General features: G+C 35.9%; 16 protein-coding genes. 6 read left to right on the forward strand and 10 right to left on the reverse strand.

Translation table 11 applies throughout. The features are described from left to right. Positions 1-29 precede the first annotated feature (29 nt). Together J7R05_RS04385 and J7R05_RS04390 are read left to right on the forward strand one after the other, a co-directional pair. Positions 30-281: a hypothetical protein gene (locus J7R05_RS04385; protein WP_208541445.1), complete on the forward strand. Its 252-nt coding sequence runs from the start codon at positions 30-32 to the stop codon at positions 279-281. A gap of 2 nt (positions 282-283) precedes the next feature. Beyond that, the gene (locus J7R05_RS04390) at positions 284-1,327 is read left to right on the forward strand and encodes a tyrosine-type recombinase/integrase (RefSeq protein WP_208541343.1); all 1,044 of its coding nucleotides are present in this window, start codon (positions 284-286) and stop codon (positions 1,325-1,327) included. Between the two features lie 307 nt (positions 1,328-1,634). On the opposite strand, the gene J7R05_RS04395 is transcribed toward J7R05_RS04390, so the two are convergent. Continuing rightward, positions 1,635-2,867 carry an outer membrane protein gene (locus J7R05_RS04395; protein WP_208541344.1) on the reverse strand — a complete coding sequence of 411 codons (1,233 nt, stop codon included), beginning with the start codon at positions 2,865-2,867 and terminating at the stop codon, positions 1,635-1,637. 436 nt (positions 2,868-3,303) lie between these two features. Between J7R05_RS04395 and J7R05_RS04400 the strand changes: the two genes are divergently transcribed. After that, positions 3,304-3,813 carry a superoxide dismutase family protein gene (locus tag J7R05_RS04400; RefSeq protein ID WP_208541345.1) on the forward strand — a complete coding sequence of 170 codons (510 nt, stop codon included), beginning with the start codon at positions 3,304-3,306 and terminating at the stop codon, positions 3,811-3,813. Positions 3,814-3,951: 138 nt separating this feature from the next. Here the strand turns inward: J7R05_RS04400 and J7R05_RS04405 are convergent, their stop codons facing one another. The 6 genes from J7R05_RS04405 to J7R05_RS04430 form a co-directional block, all read right to left on the reverse strand. Then, the gene (locus J7R05_RS04405; RefSeq protein WP_010703796.1) at positions 3,952-4,353 is read right to left on the reverse strand and encodes an SUF system Fe-S cluster assembly protein; all 402 of its coding nucleotides are present in this window, start codon (positions 4,351-4,353) and stop codon (positions 3,952-3,954) included. Continuing rightward, on the reverse strand, positions 4,346-5,590 hold the full coding sequence (locus J7R05_RS04410; protein ID WP_208541346.1) for a cysteine desulfurase: 1,245 nt from the start codon (positions 5,588-5,590) through the stop codon (positions 4,346-4,348). Before J7R05_RS04410 ends, J7R05_RS04405 begins: the two co-directional genes overlap by 8 nt. 9 nt (positions 5,591-5,599) lie before the next feature. Next, positions 5,600-6,868 (reverse strand): Fe-S cluster assembly protein SufD, encoded by a 1,269-nt coding sequence (gene sufD, locus J7R05_RS04415; protein ID WP_208541347.1) that lies wholly within the window; start codon positions 6,866-6,868, stop codon positions 5,600-5,602. Positions 6,869-6,879: 11 nt separating this feature from the next. Next, positions 6,880-7,635: a Fe-S cluster assembly ATPase SufC gene (gene sufC / locus J7R05_RS04420; protein WP_208541348.1), complete on the reverse strand. Its 756-nt coding sequence runs from the start codon at positions 7,633-7,635 to the stop codon at positions 6,880-6,882. A 62-nt stretch (positions 7,636-7,697) separates the two neighbouring features. Next, positions 7,698-9,209 carry a Fe-S cluster assembly protein SufB gene (gene sufB / locus J7R05_RS04425; protein ID WP_208541349.1) on the reverse strand — a complete coding sequence of 504 codons (1,512 nt, stop codon included), beginning with the start codon at positions 9,207-9,209 and terminating at the stop codon, positions 7,698-7,700. Positions 9,210-9,362: 153 nt separating this feature from the next. Further along, complete coding sequence (locus J7R05_RS04430) at positions 9,363-10,508, reverse strand: cysteine desulfurase family protein (RefSeq protein WP_208541350.1); 1,146 nt, start codon at positions 10,506-10,508, stop codon at positions 9,363-9,365. Between the two features lie 177 nt (positions 10,509-10,685). On the opposite strand from J7R05_RS04430, the gene J7R05_RS04435 reads away from it, so the two are divergent. The 3 genes from J7R05_RS04435 to J7R05_RS04445 all read left to right on the forward strand — a co-directional run bounded on the left by J7R05_RS04435 (position 10,686) and on the right by J7R05_RS04445 (position 13,589). Next, on the forward strand, positions 10,686-11,366 hold the full coding sequence (locus tag J7R05_RS04435) for an alpha/beta hydrolase (protein ID WP_208541351.1): 681 nt from the start codon (positions 10,686-10,688) through the stop codon (positions 11,364-11,366). A 293-nt stretch (positions 11,367-11,659) separates the two neighbouring features. Then, positions 11,660-12,913 carry a tyrosine--tRNA ligase gene (tyrS, locus tag J7R05_RS04440; RefSeq protein ID WP_208541352.1) on the forward strand — a complete coding sequence of 418 codons (1,254 nt, stop codon included), beginning with the start codon at positions 11,660-11,662 and terminating at the stop codon, positions 12,911-12,913. A 202-nt stretch (positions 12,914-13,115) separates the two neighbouring features. Further along, the gene (locus J7R05_RS04445; protein ID WP_208541353.1) at positions 13,116-13,589 is read left to right on the forward strand and encodes a peroxiredoxin; all 474 of its coding nucleotides are present in this window, start codon (positions 13,116-13,118) and stop codon (positions 13,587-13,589) included. A 156-nt stretch (positions 13,590-13,745) separates the two neighbouring features. Here J7R05_RS04445 and prfB read toward each other — a convergent pair. The 3 genes from prfB to J7R05_RS04460 form a co-directional block, all read right to left on the reverse strand. After that, positions 13,746-14,877 (reverse strand): peptide chain release factor 2 gene (prfB, locus tag J7R05_RS04450; RefSeq protein WP_208541354.1). Its coding sequence is split into 2 segments (ribosomal slippage): positions 13,746-14,807 and positions 14,809-14,877, totalling 1,131 coding nucleotides; the frame shifts between segments, so codons are not numbered across the junction. A 162-nt stretch (positions 14,878-15,039) separates the two neighbouring features. Then, on the reverse strand, positions 15,040-17,505 hold the full coding sequence (locus J7R05_RS04455) for a penicillin-binding protein 1A (protein ID WP_208541355.1): 2,466 nt from the start codon (positions 17,503-17,505) through the stop codon (positions 15,040-15,042). A 151-nt stretch (positions 17,506-17,656) separates the two neighbouring features. After that, on the reverse strand, positions 17,657-18,886 hold the full coding sequence (locus J7R05_RS04460) for an N-acetylmuramoyl-L-alanine amidase family protein (protein WP_208541356.1): 1,230 nt from the start codon (positions 18,884-18,886) through the stop codon (positions 17,657-17,659). Positions 18,887-19,091: the final 205 nt, after the last annotated feature.

The following is a 19,091-nucleotide window of genomic DNA, read 5'->3' on the forward strand; positions in this document are numbered from 1 at the left end:
AAGTGCACTCAAAATTAAGGAAATTCAACATGGCTCATCGCCACCCTACTATAACACAGCCAGCCATTGCTCGGGCTTTACGAGAGGCTAAAAAGCAAGGTTGTGAGTTAATTGAAATCAAACCAACCGGTGAACTGTTAATTTATCTTAAAGCAATAACAACACCATCAACTAAAGACTGTAATCTCTTTAACATTGATGATTTTCCTCCATTGGAAGACGAGCAAGAAGAATATAATACTCAAAACACTTGCCGTTCTGTTGACGGTATTAAGTTCTAGTCATGCCTAAACCACGGCCGCCTCACCTTGTTAAGGAAATCACGCGTCATGGCAAGATTATATGGTATGTGCGTATTGGCCATGGTCCAAGACGTAGAGTGCGTGGAACCTATGGTACACAAGAATTTGTTGACAATTATACACTGGCTCTCAAAGAAGCGCAAAACGGCCTTCCAAGACAAATAAAACGTACTAGACTTATGGAAGGTTCTTTTGATTGGCTAATGCACCAATATTTGCAAAGTATGCAATGGCATAATCAAGCTGAATCAACCAAAAAAGTTAAACAAAGAATCCTAAACAATATTTCTCAACATATTGGTACTTGTTCTTATAAAAGTATAGGAAAACAGCATATTCTTGATGCAGTAGAGAGAAGACGTGAGACTCCTGCTGCTGCAAGGCATTTTTTGACAACCTTAAATGGCCTTTTCAATTGGGCAGTTGATAATTCTCTTTTGTACAGAAATCCTGCTTTTAATATCAAACCACCAAAATCTTTTAACACAGAGGGTTTTTCTCCATGGTTAGAAGAAGATATCGATAAATATCATCAACGATGGCCTCTTGGTACTCATGAACGGGTATGGATTGATGTTCTTCTCTACACAGGCTTACGAAGGGGAGATGCTGTACGCATCGGTTGGAAGGATGTTAAAGATAATATTATTCATTTAAAGACAGAAAAAAGCAAATTTCAGACAGATGTTTTTCTTCCCATTTTACCTGAGTTAGCAAAAACACTTGAAATGGGTCCCCTTGGAAATGAGACATTTATTTGCGGAAAAGAAGGCAAAAAACTAATCAAAGAAAGTTTTGGCAATCTGTTTAGGAAAGCGTGTAATGAAGCTGGTGTTAAGAAATCTGCTCATGGTTTGAGAAAATTAGCTGCTACAAGAGCTGCCAATGCAGGCGCTACCGTTGCACAACTTAAAGCAATTTTTGGGTGGACTGAAGACCGTATGGCATCACTCTATACAAAAACAGCTGACAGAAAACGACTTGCTATAGAAGCAATTAAAAAACTTCAAAAAGGTGTGGGATAGTGCACAAAAAACTTAATAAAATCAATAGAATCAAAAATCCCTAACTTCTATATAATCTATTGATTTTATTGATATTTAGCGCACCCACCCCCTCCGCCACTAAGGTTTGCAGAAACTATAATGTATTTATTTTTTGGTTATGTGAGTAATATAACTAAGGTTAGAATCTAAGCAATTTTTTTCGTTATTAGGTATAAGTATGAGACTATAATGATTCTTCTCCCCTAATCTGAGAAAACACAACAGCGGAAAAAATAAAAGCTCTACCGTAGGTAGAGCTTTTAAAGTGATTAAAGTCCTAAATAAATTAGAATTTATAAGCAACACCAACCCGAAAATCATTGGTCTGGTAATCAAGTTCTAATTTGTCCTTAGCAAATTTCTGTTTACCAAAATCTGAATAGCGATATTCCGCACGTAAAATAACATTGTCAGCCATCGCAAAATCAACACCACCACCAAGAGTATAACCCACCATCATTTTTGTATCCGATAAGCTAGAAGAAGTTATTTCGTGACTTTCCATTTCAATTGATCGTGAAAAGGTATTTTGAAGCTGCGTATAAGCAACACCGCCAGCGATATAAGGCACAATACGATCAAATGCAAAACCTATACGTACTCGTGTAGCACCAGACCATTTTTGTTTTAAAGTACTACTATAAACTTTAGTAGCTCCCACTGTTTCATTTACTTGCTCTGTTTCTCTTATATGCCTTACAGGCAAAGCTGACCTCTCGTATGAATATTCTGAAACTGAAGGTCTGGCTTCTAATCTTTGCTGTTGTGCTGCTCGTTGTTGTGTTGTTTCAGAATTTTGAGCTTGAGTCTGCCCATTCTGTTGAGATGATTGACTACTACTTTGTGTCTGGTGTGTCCGTTTTGTTCTAATATTCCTCTTCTCTCTTGAAGATGAGGCTTCACGCTCTGACTCTGTACTCCTTGCACTAGATACTTGATGTCTTAGAATTTCTGGGTAATTTACAGCTTCCAACCGCGGCGTAGATGCATATTCATATGAACGGCTTTCACTTTCTTCTTCTATCCCCTCTACCTCTTCTATTTCTTCTAGTTCTAGTCCTTCAAATTTTCTTTTAGCAACAACTTTTGTATCCTGTTTATTAGACCAAACTATATCCGTATCAACGCCTAGAATAAGACTACTCCCTAAATCAACATTGGCTCCTGCATAAAGACCTCCCATGAAACCGGAAAGTTGAGGCAATGTATCTTTCTCAACCGGTGTCCATTCTCTTGTACCAAGACCTTTTTTAGCGTATAAACTGATACCTGTTTTACCTGAAAAACCACCAATCTGCCCTCCAAGATAGAAACCATTCCAAGAAAAAGTAGGTGCAGAAATGACTGGTGGAATATCAGAATTAGGACTCATTTCAACAGGTGGTGAAATTTGCTTTGATGCTTGAGGGGGTGAAACAACAGGCCTCGACTCTCGAGGTACCATAATATCTGCAGCCTGTGCTACAGAAGCTGTAAATAGAGTAATAATGGATGTGCTGATTAAACATTTTGTGTTCATGAGTTACTCCGAAGATAATGTTGAGAACCACATAATGATACATTATCCCCATTACAGAATCTTTTCAAAAAGAGCTATAATAAAAATGACACAATCATAAAAAATAAATTCTACAGAACTTTAAATAATGAATTTCGTTTATAAATCAGGAAATTAAGATTGACTATTAGCTTTTAGCAGATTTCAATTACTGATACAGATCAGCTTAGAAGTATATGAAGATATTTTGTAGTATGTCAGAAGGTACTTAAAATTAAGGGCTAAGAAAAATACATAATAACATATTGATTTTACATCAGAAAAAATTTTTGTCACAAAATTTACAAAATTATAAAAATATTGTAAACAGGTAGAACATGAGCGGGGAAATTAATACGTTAGATTATTAAAAAGAAAACTTTTTTGTTTAATTTAAATTAGATATGAAAGGTGCTCTATGAATAAAGTCTTTCCCTTATTAACATTACTCATGCTTTTATATTCTAGCATTTTTGCTTTAGCAGAATCAACTCAAGTAACAATTTATAGGCTGGAAGAAAACGATCTAAAGAAGTCTATTGGTAAGGTTACAATTCAAGAAAATGAATATGGTTTGATTTTTATACCAGATCTGTCTTCATTACCAGAAGGTTTTCATGGTTTTCACGTACATATGTATCCTTCATGTGATCCGAAAGATGGTGTAATTGGCGGCGCTGCAGGAGGGCACTATGATCCACAAAATACCAATAAACATCTTGGACCTTACAATATAAATGGCCATCTTGGTGATTTGCCCATGCTTTATGTTGACGCGCAAGGTCGAGCAAGCATGAGTGTTCTTGCTCCACGTATTAAAAAACTTACTGAAATTAGAAACCGTTCGTTGATGATACACATAGGAGAAGACACTTTTTCATCAGTAGGTGCTGGTGGTGCGCGTTTAGCGTGTGGTGTTATAAAATAATTACAATGTTCTCATTTTAGCTTTCTGTCATATTTTCTTTTAAAAGAAATATGGATAAAATTATAAAGGTGGCATTTCTTTCATGGTAAATTAAGGAAGAAAATGCCATCTTTTTTATACTTTAAGAAGGTGGCGTTTTTAGTACCATCCAGTAGCGACTTGTGCTTCTTCTGACATACAATCGGGTGTCCATGGTGGATCAAATGTCATAATCACTTCAACATATGAAACACCTTCAACTGCATTTACAGCATTCTCTACCCACCCTGGCATTTCACCTGCTACAGGGCAACCAGGTGCGGTGAGTGTCATTTCGATTTTTACTGAACGATCGTCTTCAATATCAACGCGATAAATTAGCCCTAGGTCATAGATATTAGCAGGTATTTCTGGATCGTAAATCGTTTTAAGAGCAGAGATGATATCATCTGTCATACGCTCAATTTCAGCTTTTGGAATTGTTGATATACAAGTTTTTTCTTCTTCATTTTTTATGTCAACAGATTCACTAGAGTGACATGCTTCAATTGGTTTAACCATTAAAAAATTTCCTTGCTTTTTCCAATGCTTCAACTAATTGATCAATATCCTCGTGATTATTATACATAGCTAATGACGCACGACAAGTAGATGTTAAACCAAAATGCTGCAATAAAGGTTGCGCGCAATGTGTTCCTGCACGTATGGCAACCCCCTGCCGATCGATAAACATCGCGATATCATGTGCGTGAATACCTTCAATTTGAAAAGATATAATAGCACCTTTATTTGGAGAACGGCCATAAATGTGTAATGATTTAACGGTTTTAAGCCCTTCATGTGCATAGGTTGAAAGCGCCATTTCATGCGCGTAAATCGCGTTTCTATCCTTCTCTTGTATATAATCAATAGCAGCTGCTAACCCAATAGCTTCCACTATAGGAGGAGTGCCGGCTTCAAAGCGATATGGAGGACTATTATAAGAAACTTTATCAGTTGTCACTTCGTTAATCATTTCTCCTCCTCCCTGAAAAGGGCGCATTTCTTCTAGCCGACATTTTTTGCCATAAAGAACACCAATACCTGTGGGGCCATAGATCTTATGACCAGTAAAAACATACCAATCACAATCAAGATCTTGCATATCAACCGTTAAATGTACAGCTCCCTGAGAACCATCAATAAGTACAGGAATAGCATTTTGGTGTGCTAGCTTAATCATTTCTTTGATGGGAGGAACAGTCCCTAATATGTTGGACATATGGGTAATCGCAACAAGCCGTGTTTTATCACTTAAAGCTTTTTGGAACTCTTCAATATGTAAAATACCATTTTCATCAACTGGCACAAAAATAAGTTTAACACCTTTCTGTTCACGGATAAAATGCCAAGGAATAATATTTGAATGATGCTCCATAATTGTAAGAACAATTTCATCACCTTCACTCAGTTTAGGCATACCCCAACCGTAGGCTACAGTATTAATAGCCTCTGTCGCACTTTTCGTAAAAACAATTTCTTGAGCTGATTGAGCATTTAAAAAAGCGCGAACTGTTTCACGAGCATTTTCATAAGCTTGTGTTGCCGTATTTGATAAAAAATGCATTCCTCGATGCACATTAGCGTAATGGCACTGATAGAGATTATTCATTGCATTAAGAACTGATTGAGGCTTTTGAGCAGATGCTCCACTATCCAAATAAGCCAATCGTTTACCGTAAACATCACATTGTAAAATAGGAAAATCACATCGAATTTCTTCTACATTATAATTCAATGTTTGTCCGTAATTTTCCATTTTTATGCCTTAAATATTCTTTTTTAACCACTCACCAATGATATCACCCAAAATAGCTTGAATGTTATCTTGCTCGATGTCATCAATTAATTCAGAAATAAATCCTTTAACTAAAAGCTCACGAGCAATTTTAAGAGGGATACCACGTGCCATCAGATAAAAAAGATATTCATGATTGATTTTAGCAACTGTCGCACCATGACCACATGCAACATTATCAGCAAAAATTTCTAGTTCAGGCTTTGCATTAAATTGTGCATCATCAGAAAGAATGAGGCTATTACAAGCCATGCGTGCATCTGTATTTTGGGCTTTTTGTGCAACGTGTATCATTCCTTGGAAAGCACCATACGCCTTATCTGTAACAACATTACGTATAATTTCAGTAGAAGTTGATTTTTCTTCAATATGACGAACGGTCATTGTAAGATCGCTGTGCGTTTGCCCAGATAATAAATTTATTGCACGTAGCTGAAAATTAGATTCTTGCCCTTGCAATTCAATATCAATTTCTTGGCGGTTAAGCTGGCTACCTATATTAACCACGTAAAGCGATAATTGAGCATTTTTATCAAGCACTGCGTGAAATCGACTAAATTGTGTAGAATCGAATCCCCTATCTCGGATAATAATCCACGTAACATTACTATATTCTGCAGCATGTAATGAAAATATCGAGCTGGCAAAAGTATCTTTATTGCCACCAATTTGGCGCTCGATGATCATAGCTTGACTGTTTTTGCCAATTTTAATTTCTGAAAGAATATGTGATTGCCCACCCATTTGAATGTTTTGCAATTCAATTGGATTATCTAATTTTGTATTTTCAGGAATCTGAAAAAGCCAACCATCTGTAACAAAAGCTGTATTTAATTGTGCAATAAAATCTTTATCTGTCGTGACTTGATTTATTTTTGCATGATTTTCTTTCAATGCATCTGCAAGACTTTCTACTATGACACCTGCTATTTGTGATGATGTACGTATTTTGCCGTTTTCGATAGAAAAGACAATATTTTCTGCAAGTAATGCATCGATCAGTTGCTCATTATTTATTTCTGAAAAGTCACTAATAGATTTTAATAAAGTACGTAGATTAGTATAATGCCAGTTTTCAATTTTACGGGAAGGAAGCCCCGTTTTTTGAAATAATTCAATGGCCTGCTTACGTATTGTTTGCACTTCCCTATTGCCAGGCAAATGATCCATACGTTGGATAAATTTATTAATAATATCCTTTTCAATAGCTATCAATTCTTGTTGTGAGTCTATACTCATATTCAATGGCCTCAGGCTGTTTTACTGATAATGTCAGCATATCCATTTTGTTCTAGATAAAGTGCTAGTGTTTTATCTCCACTTTTAATAATACGGCCTTGATAAAGGACATGTACTGTATCTGGAACAATATAATCGAGCAAACGCTGATAGTGAGTAATGACCAAAAATGAGCGCTCTAAATTGCGAAGTTTATTAACGCCATTGGCAACAATTTTTAGTGCATCAATGTCTAAACCAGAATCCGTTTCATCTAGAATACAAAGAGTGGGTTCAAGGAGAGCCATTTGAAGAATTTCAGCTCGTTTTTTTTCTCCACCAGAAAAGCCAACATTCAATGGGCGTTTAAGCATGGACATATCTATTTCAAGCTTAGAAGCAATTTCTTTTATACGTTTAATAAATTCAGGAATTTTAAGCTCTTCATTACCACGAGCTTTACGCTGAGAGTTTATTGCAACTTTTAAAAATTCCATTGTTGCAACACCAGGTATTTCCATTGGATATTGAAATGCTAAAAAAATACCATACACTGCACGCTCTGCTGGATCCATTTCTAAAATAGATTGTCCATTATAAAGAATATTGCCTTCTGTCACTTCATAATCATTATGACCAGCAAGTACATATGATAAAGTAGATTTTCCTGCTCCATTTTGTCCCATAATGGCTGCAACTTCACCGTTTTGAACAGTTAAGTTTAAACCGCGAATAATTTCTGTATTGGCTCCAACAATACGAGCATGCAAATTTTTTATTTCTAACATAATTTAATCCTGGTCTTGCTGTTTTATAATCTAACTTTCATCAAATTTACCAAATACACGAATTAGCCTACACTACCTTCAAGGCTGATAGCGATGAGCTTTTGCGCTTCAACAGCAAATTCCATAGGAAGCTTCTGAATGACTTCTTTTACAAAACCATTAACAATTAATGCGATAGCTTCTTCTTCAGGAATTCCCCTCTGCATCACATAAAAAAGCTGATCATCAGAGATTTTTGATGTTGTTGCTTCATGTTCAAAGTGAGCCGTTGCATTTTTTGCTTCAATATAAGGAACTGTATGAGCACCGCAATTGTTCCCAATTAACAAACTATCGCATTGAGTAAAATTACGTGCATTTTGCGCTTTTTTATGTGCCGTGACTTGCCCTCGGTAAGTATTGTTTGAAAAACCGGCAGAAATACCTTTAGAAATAATACGACTTGATGTGTTTTGGCCTAAATGGATCATTTTAGTACCAGAATCGATTTGTTGATGACCATTTGCAACAGCAATAGAATAAAACTCTCCACGTGAATTGTCACCACGTAACAAACAAGACGGATACTTCCAGGTAATTGCGGAACCAGTTTCAACCTGTGTCCATGAAATTTTGGAATTGTCTCCCCGACAATCTCCACGTTTAGTTACAAAATTATAAATACCCCCCTTCCCTTCTTTATCACCAGGGTACCAATTTTGTACTGTAGAATATTTAATTTCTGCATTTTTAAGTGCAACAAGTTCAACAACAGCAGCGTGAAGCTGATTTTCATCACGTTGAGGTGCTGTACATCCTTCAAGATAAGAAACATAGGAATCTTCATCTGCAATAATCAATGTTCGTTCAAATTGACCTGTATTGCGTTCATTAATCCTAAAATAGGTTGAAAGCTCCATAGGGCAACGAACCCCTTTAGGAATATAAACAAATGAACCATCTGTGAAGACAGCAGAATTTAAAGCAGCATAATAATTATCACCAGCTGGTACAACTGTTCCTAGATATTCTTTAATAAAGGCAGGATGTTCAATAATTGCTTCTGAAATAGAACAAAAAATGACACCGGCACGTGCTAATTCTTTTTTAAATGTCGTCACAATAGAAACAGAGTCAAAGACTGCATCAACGGCTACTTGTCCTGATCCATAAATATTATCATTAAGAGGAGAGCGATCAGCTTGTTTTCTTACTCCTGCCAAGATTTCCTGCTCTTTAAGAGGAATACCAAGCTTTTCATACGTTGCTAATAACTCAGGGTCCACTTCATCTAAAGATTTTGGTCCCGTATGATTTTTAGGAGCAGCATAATAATAAAATTCTTGAAAATTAATTTTAGGATATTCAACACGCGCCCACTGAGGCTCTTCCATTGTAGTCCAACGATGAAAAGCTTGTAAACGCCAAGCTAACATCCATTCAGGTTCATTTTTTTTTGCAGAAATGAATCGGATAATATCTTCATTTAAGCCTTTTGGTGCTTTATCCGTTTTAATATCGGTTTTAAAGCCGTATTTATATTGATCAACGTCTATCTCACGTACCTGGCGTATCGTCTCTTGTACTGCCGGCATCAGTTTTCTCCATTCTTGCCGGTGTTAAGGACCGGTGATTAAAGATCTTATTTACAAGACCAAAGCGAGTACTTCAGTCTTTAAATTATATGCAAAAGAGGACAATTTCAATCAAGTTTTAAAATTAGCTTTAATTTTTTTTAATGACAAATTTTATTTTTTACTATTACTTATTATTTGAGAAAAAACCAATAAAAAATCATCGATATCTTCAGAAGTTGTACAGCGCCCTGTTGAAACACGGATTGCACCGTTTGGAATGTGGTACCCCATTGCTTCTAAGATTTTACTTTGTTTTACTCTTCCTGAAGAGCAAGCAGAACCTGCCGATACAGCAAATCCTGCCAAATCAAAACTAATTTGCATTGTTTCGGCTTTTATATTTTGTACAGAAAAATAAGTGGTATTAGGCAAACGCTGAACGTTTTTACCAAAAATTTCAACGTCATTGCTAATTTGTTGGAGGCCATTTTCTAATTTATCGCGTAAATAAAGTAATTTTTCTACCTCTTCTTGCGTAAAAGGATCACTCATCGCGGCTCCAAAAGAAGCAATAAGTGGTAACGCTTCTGTTCCACCACGCATTCCTTTTTCTTGTCCACCAGCAATAATAAGGGGTTGCGGCATGAGAAGGTTTCCGCATGAAACAAAAGCCCCAATCCCTTTAGGTCCGCCAATTTTATGGGCTGATAATATAAAAAAATCACCACCGAATTGATTGATTTCAATAGGATTTTTATCTACATATTGTACCAAATCAACAATAAGAATACCTCCAGCGTTTCGGACAATAGCAGCTATCTCTTTCATTTTCTGAACAACACCAGTTTCACCGTTAGCAGCTTGAATGGCAACAAGGGGTAAGCCTTTTTTATTATCGTGAGAAGCCAGTAAGAGTTTTAGATTATCTTGTTGGATTAAACCATTGTGATCAACTGGAACTGTGCTGATCAATTCTTTAGAAAAACGCCCCCCTTGTGCAATAGATGGATGCTCACTTGCACCAATATAAAGGTGGGAAAATTGAACTTTAGAATAACCCATGTTATAAAAAGGGGTCAATAATGTCATTGCTGCTTCACTCGCGCCAGATGTAAATACAACGTGATTTGGGTTTGCGTTAAGTCTGTCGGCAATTTGCCGGCGTGCTTTTTGCAATAAAGCTTTAGCAGCGCGGCCTTCTGCATGAACGGATGATGGGTTACCAAATGTTTCTAAAGATTTGAATAATGCTATTTTTGCTTTTTTTGTGAGCGGTGTTGTTGCATTATGATCAAAATATCGGCGTTTTACAGCCATTTTAAATCCCAACTAGTAATTTTATTAATTGATTTTAAGAAAAATAATGCAATTTTCTTGAAAAATGCATCTAAAACAGAATATCTAACGATTAATAAAGTAAAATCATATAAATAAATTTTATATGAAAGTTAATCAAGGTCAATGAGAGCCTCTTTATAACTTAAGGAACAGTGAATGCCAGAAATCATTTTTAACGGTCCTGCAGGCCGCCTTGAAGGGCGTTATCAGCCTTCACAACAAAAAAATGCACCAATTGCAATTATTCTGCATCCTCATCCTCAGTTTGGTGGAACAATGAATAATAAAATCGTTTATGATTTATTTTATATGTTTCAACAGCGTGGATTTATTACTTTACGTTTTAATTTTCGTGGTATTGGTCGCAGTCAAGGCGAATTTGATTATGGAACGGGAGAGCTTTCAGATGCTGCTGCTGCGCTTGATTGGGTGCAAACACAGCATCCTGACTCTAAAAATTGTTGGGTAGCAGGATATTCGTTTGGTGCGTGGATTGGTATGCAACTTTTAATGCGTCGACCAGAAATTGAGAGCTTTATATCTGTTGCTCCTCAACCTAATATTTACGATTTTTCATTTCTTGCCCCTTGCCCTTCTTCAGGCCTTATAATTCATGGGGATATCGATAAGGTTGCTCCCCCAAAAGATGTTCAAGCTCTTGTAGATAAATTAAAGACGCAAAAAAGCATTACTATTACACAAGAAACACTGGAAGGTGCTAACCACTTTTTTAGTGGATGTCATAAGGAACTTATTGAACGATGTTCACAATATTTAGACAATCATCTTGCGAGCGAGTTGTTAGGTTGTCCACGTGAAATATTGGCGCTTTCTTGAAAGTATTAAAAAAAAAGATCATACTAGTGGCTAAGCGGCGTTTCATAAGAAGTATTTTGAATTTGTAGTGTACTTTTTTATAAATACAAAGGTATGTTGTGCAATTAATGATATGAACAGAAAATAGTTTAAGCAAAATATATCAATGTCATTTCTTGAAGTTTCTTTCATGTGTTCTTTATTGGCTTAACATTTTTAGTTTCTTTGTAAATTACGTATGTACCATGTGTAAAAAATAGTGATGAGCTTTCAGCTATAAAAACGGATAGTAATATTTATGAGGAAAGAAATCCATGTTTGCCTTTAAATCTGAGTTTTTACACATTATGAGCGAGCGTGGTTTTATCCATCAAATTTCAAATGAAAAAGGCCTAGATGATCTTTTTTCAAAAGAGATTGTAACCGCTTATATTGGATTTGATCCCACTGCTTTAAGTCTTCATGCTGGAAGTCTTCTTCAAATTATGATGCTCCATTGGCTACAAAAGACAGGTCATCGCCCCATTGTTTTAATGGGGGGTGGAACAGGTATAATCGGTGATCCCTCTTTTAAAGATGAAGCGCGGCGTCTTTTAACACAAGATGATATTGCTAAAAACATTGTTGGCATTGAAAAAGTTTTTGCTAATTATTTAACATTTGGTGATGGAAAAACTGATGCACGCATTGTCAATAATGCTGAATGGTTGTGCGATTTAAAATATCTAGAATTTTTGCGCGATATAGGAAGACATTTTTCAGTCAATCGTATGTTATCATTTGATTCTGTTAAACTCAGGCTTGAACGTGAGAATTTTTTATCATTCCTTGAATTTAACTATATGATTTTGCAGGCTTATGATTTTGTTGAACTTAATAAGCGCTATGGATTACGTGTGCAAATGGGTGGTTCAGATCAATGGGGTAATATTATCAACGGCATTGAATTGGGACATCGCTTGGGAGCACCGCAGTTATATGCATTAACCTCACCACTGCTTACAACTTCCTCTGGTGCAAAGATGGGCAAATCATTGAATGGTGCAATATGGCTTAATTCAGATATGCTTTCACCTTATCAGTTTTGGCAATATTGGCGTAACACGGAAGATGCTGATGTTATACGATTTTTAAAACTGTATACGACGTTACCAATGAATGAAATTGCCAGACTTTCCACTTTACAAGGCACTGAAATTAATGAAGCAAAAAAGATTCTTGCAACAGAAATTACAGCCATGTTACACGGAAAAGTTCTTGCTAATGCAGCTGCAGAAACTGCACGTAAGACTTTTGAAGAAAAAACACTTGCAGATAATCTCCCAACTATTGAAGTTAACGCTACAGAATTAAAAATAGGCACTGGATTGCTTTCTCTTTTAGTACAAGCAGGATTAGCCAAGTCTAATAGTGAAGCACGCCGACATGTTCAAGGTGGTGGTGTACGTGTGAATGATAAAATTGTTGAAGACGAAACGCGCCTTATTGTGGAAGATGATGTCAGTGAAATAGGAGTAATTAAGCTTTCCTTTGGTAAGAAGAAGCATGTCTTGGTTAAGCCGTTATAAGCTATCTCTATTCTTGATCTCTTTTTATAATTTCTTATATTTTGTTAAATCATAAAAGTTTTAACTTCTTATAATAATCAGGTTCTCATAATTCATTTTTATCATTTCAATTATACATAATAATACTATCGTATATAATAAAGCGTTATTGTGTTATGTAATCTAAAAATTTGATACTTGTATAAAAAAGAAAGAAAGTGCAATGACAAGACCAACGAAAGGTGATATCGCCCCTGATTTTGATTTGCCACGTGATGGTGGAGGGCAATTACGTCTTTCTAATCTTCGAGGTAAGCCAGTTGTTTTATATTTTTATCCAAAAGATGATACGAGCGGATGCACAAGTGAAGCAATTGATTTTACACGATTAAAAATAGAGTTTGATAAAATAGGAGTTATCATTATTGGTATATCTCCAGATAATGTTAGCAAACATGATAAATTTAAAGCAAAACATGAACTTGACATCATCCTTGTTTCAGATGAGGAAAAAGCTACACTTGAAGCTTACGGTGTTTGGGTTGAAAAAAGCATGTATGGGCGTAAGTATATGGGGGTTGAGCGGAGCACTTTTCTCATTGATGCAACAGGAAAAATAGCAAAAGAGTGGCGCAAAGTTAATGTATCTGGACATGCCGAAAATGTTTTAACCGCTGCGCATGCATTATCTCATTAATGGTTACGAATTCAGTTAACATCCTTGATAAGAGTCCAATGTTTACTATCCTGGATTTAATTCAATTTTACCAATTAATGATTTGATATATAGATTAAAAATTAATAGATCGAGTAATAATATCAGTGAAGATTTTAATATAATAGATTGGTATCATCACTCAGTGTTTTCTTCAATTATGAGGTCTTGTTTGTAAACACGTTGAGCGAGCGCTGCTTCTATAAACGCATCTAAATTACCATTAAGGACAGTTTGTGGATCAGTATTTTCAACACCTGTGCGCAAATCTTTAACAAGTTGATAGGGTTGAAGAACATAAGATCTAATTTGATGCCCCCACCCAATTTCCGTTTTAGAAGCCTCAATAGCATTGGTTTCTGCTTCACGCTTTTTAAGCTCTTCTTCATAAAGGCGTGCGCGCAACATGGACCAAGCTGTTGCTCTGTTTTTATGCTGAGAACGCTCTACTTGGCATTGAACAACAATGCCCGTTTTTATATGGGTAATACGAACTGCAGAATCTGTCGTGTTGACATGTTGCCCTCCAGCTCCTGATGCACGGTAGGTATCAATACGGATATCTGATTCTGAAATATCAATTTCAATATTATCATCAACAACGGAGTAAACCCAAACACTTGCAAAAGAAGTATGACGCCTTGCATTCGAATCAAAAGGTGAAATGCGTACTAAGCGGTGAACACCTGATTCTGTTTTTAGCATACCATAAGCATTATGCCCTTTTACGAGAATCGTAGCTGATTTTATACCAGCTTCTTCTCCGTCATGAATTTCTAATACCTCAACTTTCATTTTATGCTGTTCAGCCCAGCGGATGTACATGCGTAAAAGCATAGAAGCCCAATCTTGGCTTTCTGTCCCCCCTGCCCCAGCGTGAATCTCTAAATAAGTATCGTTTGAATCTGCTTCTCCTGAAAGAAGTAAATCAATTTGCCGTTTATCTATCTCACTTTTAAGTTTACGTATTGTATTTTCTGCATCGGTGATAATTTCCTCATCACTTTCTTCTTCGCCCATTGCAATTAATTCAATACATTCTTCGAGTGTTTGCGTAAATAATCGAATACCATTTATTGAATCTTCGAGACATTGACGCTCACGCATCATATCTTGCGCTTGTTGTGTATCATTCCAAAGTGACGGATCTTCAGCTTTTTGATTGAGATATTCAAGACGTTTTAATGACTGATCCCAGTCAAAGATGCCTCCTTAGCAATTTAATAGCCTGCTGTATTTCATCAACCAATGTTTCTATTTCTGCGCGCACAATTTAACCCCTTAGTTTTAATTTTTTTGTTACAAATTCTTTTATTTTATAGCAATAAGAATGGATATTATGCTCTCATAAACTTATCTGATTATAGCTACAGCATAGAAATAATTGAACATTATTCATAGTTATCTACCATATCAAAAAATTACTTTTTAATTAATATAATCCACCAGAACCATTCTGAAGGGCTTTATTAACCTGTGGAGAAGTGGTTACTGTTGGAACACCTTCTTGGAAGGAGTTAGTTTCACCGATGACCTGATATACATCAGCAGGGCCAGTTCCTGGTTTGAATGCTTCCAAAATAACATCATTATCGTCAGCTGTAGCGAGCATACCGGTTTTACGGTTAATTTTCATTAAAATCATACCTTTTGGTATCTTAAATGGTACATTTGGTTTGTCTTTTAGAGCGGCTTGCATAAATTCTCCAAAAATAGGCGCTCCCAATGAACTTCCCGTTCCAGTACGTCCTAATGAAGCTGGTTGATCATAGCCAATGAAAACACCAACCACAAGATCAGGTGTAAATCCTATAAACCAAGCATCTTTTGATTCGTTAGTCGTACCTGTTTTGCCAGCAATATGCCGATTAAGATAACGCAAACGTGCAGCAGTTCCACGCTGAATAACTCCTTCCATCATTGATGTAATCTGATAAGCTGTCATAGGATCAAGAACTTGTTCTCGTTCATCAATTAATGTTGGTTCGCTTTGATTATTCCATGATTGAACATTACAATTTTCACAAAGACGATCATCATGATGGTAAATAGTCCTTCCATAACGATCTTGAATTCGATCTATAAAAGAAGGTTTAATTGAATGCCCTCCATTTGCAATAACTGAATAAGCCGTTACCATCCGTAAAACTGTTGTTTCACTAGCTCCTAAAGCCATAGAAAGATAAGGTGGTAATTTATCTGTAACTCCAAAACGCTCTGCATATTCAGCAACCAATGGCATTCCCATATGATGAGCAAGACGTACGGTCATAAGGTTACGAGAATGTTCAATACCATAACGCAATGTTGAAGGCCCCGCAAAAGTACCACCATAGTTTTTGGGTTGCCAAATTTGACCATTGCCTTGAAGAATTTCAACAGGACCATCCAAGACTACTGATGCTGGTGTATATCCATTATCCAGTGCTGCTGCATAAACAAAAGGCTTAAATGCAGAACCAGGTTGGCGATAAGCTTGTGTTGCACGATTAAATTCGGATTCAGAGAAAGAAAAACCACCAACCATTGCAAGAACGCGTCCTGTATGAGGGTCCATAGCGACAATGGCCCCCTCAATCTTTGGTATTTGTTGCAAACGATAGACATTGTCTGTATTTGATATTTTTTCAACAAAAATGACATCACCAACATGTAGAACATCTGATAATTTTTTAGCAGTTGTTCGACGATCATTTTCGCCAATAACATTCAATGCCCATTTTGATTGCTCTATAGATAATGCAGCAATTACTCGTTCTTTTGATAATAAACCTGAATTTTCACGCTTTGGTTGCAAACCTATCTCTATTTTATCAGCGATAGAAGACAGAACAACTGCTAAATTCCATTCAGGCACATCACTTAGTCCAGTGATATCTGCAAGTGCTATACCCCAATCATCTGTAGTATCGATATGTTTATAAGTTCCACGCCACCCTCGTGAATGGTCAAATTTGATTAAACCATCTTGCAAAGCACGCCGCGCAATAAGTTGTAAATGCGGATCAAGTGTTGTACGAACTGAAAGACCACCTTCATAAAGTGTTGTAGCCCCGTAGTGATGCATTAAATGACGACGTACTTCTTCAGTAAAATAGTCAGCAGCAAAAACATAACTATCTCTACCACGTACTTTTACTCCCAAGGGTTTTACTTTAGCCTGTTTACCTTGCTCTGGTGTTACATATCCATTTGCCACCATCCGATCTATAACCCAATTACGTCGCTCAATAGCGCGTTGTGTATTTTTAAATGGATCATAATTTCCAGGTCCCTTAGGAAGAGCTGCCAGATAAGCGCATTCTTCTAAAGTAAGTTCGTGGACAGATTTATTAAAGTAAGTCAATGAAGCTGCTGCGACACCATAGGTACTACGCCCCAGATAAATTTCATTAAGATAAAGTTCAAGAATATGATCTTTAGAGTAAGTCTTCTCAATACGTATAGCAAGAATAGCTTCTTTTAATTTACGTTCAAGCGTTGCTTCCGAATTTAAAAGGAAATTTTTAGCAACTTGTTGTGTAATGGTTGATGCTCCTTCTGGACGTCGGCCAGAACCAATATTAATGATATTATTAATTAAAGCTCTAGAAAGACCTTCGGGATCTAAACCAAAATGGTGATAAAAATTTTTATCTTCAGCTGAAATAAAAGCTTCTTTAAGAAGATTTGGAATTGATTCGATTGGTAAATAAAGACGATGTTTCGTCGCAAATTCTGCCATAAGACGACCATCGGCTGCATGAACACGCGTCATCACAGGTGGTTCATACAATGAGAGGACCTCGTAATCAGGAAGTTCGTCAGCTTGGCTACTCGTCATTACCACCCACGCCATAACTCCACAAAATCCAAGAGCTGTGAGAAAACTAAGCAGATATCTAAAAAAAGTCATCATTGAAACGAATATCGCTTTCTTTAAAATTGATCAAAGGAAACATATTTTAATTTTATCATTAATAGGTGTTATTAAATTGAAATAAATGCAAGATTAATCTATATTATTTTGTTATCAAAATTTAATATCAATACTTTACTTTTTCAAATATTTAAGGAAACTGCATAATTTCCTTCCGATACTGGGCAAATTGACGAATAGAATGGGCAAGAGAAACAACTATTTGATGCCGCCATTGAGAATTATTTAATAATTTCTCATCTTCTTTATTAGATAAATAGCCTATTTCTATCAACACGGAAGGTACATCTGGAGCTTTTAAAACTTGAAAATCAGCGTATCTATGAGGATTTTTGATCAGATTAATCTTATTATTTGATAAATTTAAAATAATAAGATCAGCAAAATTAAGTGAAAGTATATGAGTTTCACGTCTAGCCAGATCAATCAAAATATCTGTAACTTCATGCGATTCTTCTGCAGGCAATCCATCAAGAAGATCTGCATTATTTTCAACTTCCGCTAAAGTTTTTGCAATTGCATCGGATGCTTTATCAGATAAGGTGTAGACCGTAGCGCCACGAAGAGAAGGAATATTAATACTATCTGCATGGATAGATATAAAAAGATCGGCATTAAAATTTTGTGCTTTTTTAACTCTTTCACTTAACCTTAAAAACACATCGCAATCGCGTGTTAAAGTCACATTAATATTAGAATCTTTTTCTAACTCGTTTTGCAATGCACGTGCAAAAGCTAATGTTATATTTTTTTCTAAAATTCCAGTAATACCTTGTGCACCACTGTCAATTCCACCGTGACCAGGATCAAGCACAACATGAAAATGATGCTTTGGATTGGACTGTTTTTTTATATTTTGGTCGACTTTTTGTTGTTTTGTCGAAATTTCATTCAATTTTTTCTGTGTATTTTGGGTGATATCAATCAATAGCTGCCATAAACCATTCTCTAATTTTTGCACTGTATTGTTTTCAATAATAAAGGAGATTTTGCTTGTCAGAGTGATATATGAGGTTTGTGTATCGGAAAAACTATAATGTACATCAGATAGCATACTTGATAGTATATTTTGTTTATTTGAAGGCATATTTTGTGTTGAAAAATCAACTGGAGGTAGATTGATAACCAAACGTGAGGGGTTGTCAGAAATTTCTAAATGAAAATTTGGTTCAGCATTAAAAACTGCAATAATACGTGTAGATGTATTATCACCAATTGTCCGCAGGTTAATAAGTTTTAACGCATCTGCACCTTGAACATATGTTTGAAATATCAAAAAAAAGGATAAACAACATATAAGATACCAAATAATATTCCAATAGACTGCTTTCAGAATTCTGACGGAGAATCGTTTAATCATTTAAACAAAACACTTTTTTTGTATTAATAAATTAGTTTTATTGTGTAAAATTACACTGTAAATATAGGTTATATTATTTCAATAATCGATCTTGGCCTTCTTCATAAATGTTGAGTCTTTTAACCACGAATATCAAAAAAAAATCAAACTAAGAGGATGGATGCATTATAATGGTGCGTATTTATACTTGTTACTTGCCAAAAGC

Source organism: Bartonella capreoli, from assembly GCF_902813205.1.
Lineage (GTDB): Bacteria > Pseudomonadota > Alphaproteobacteria > Rhizobiales > Rhizobiaceae > Bartonella > Bartonella schoenbuchensis.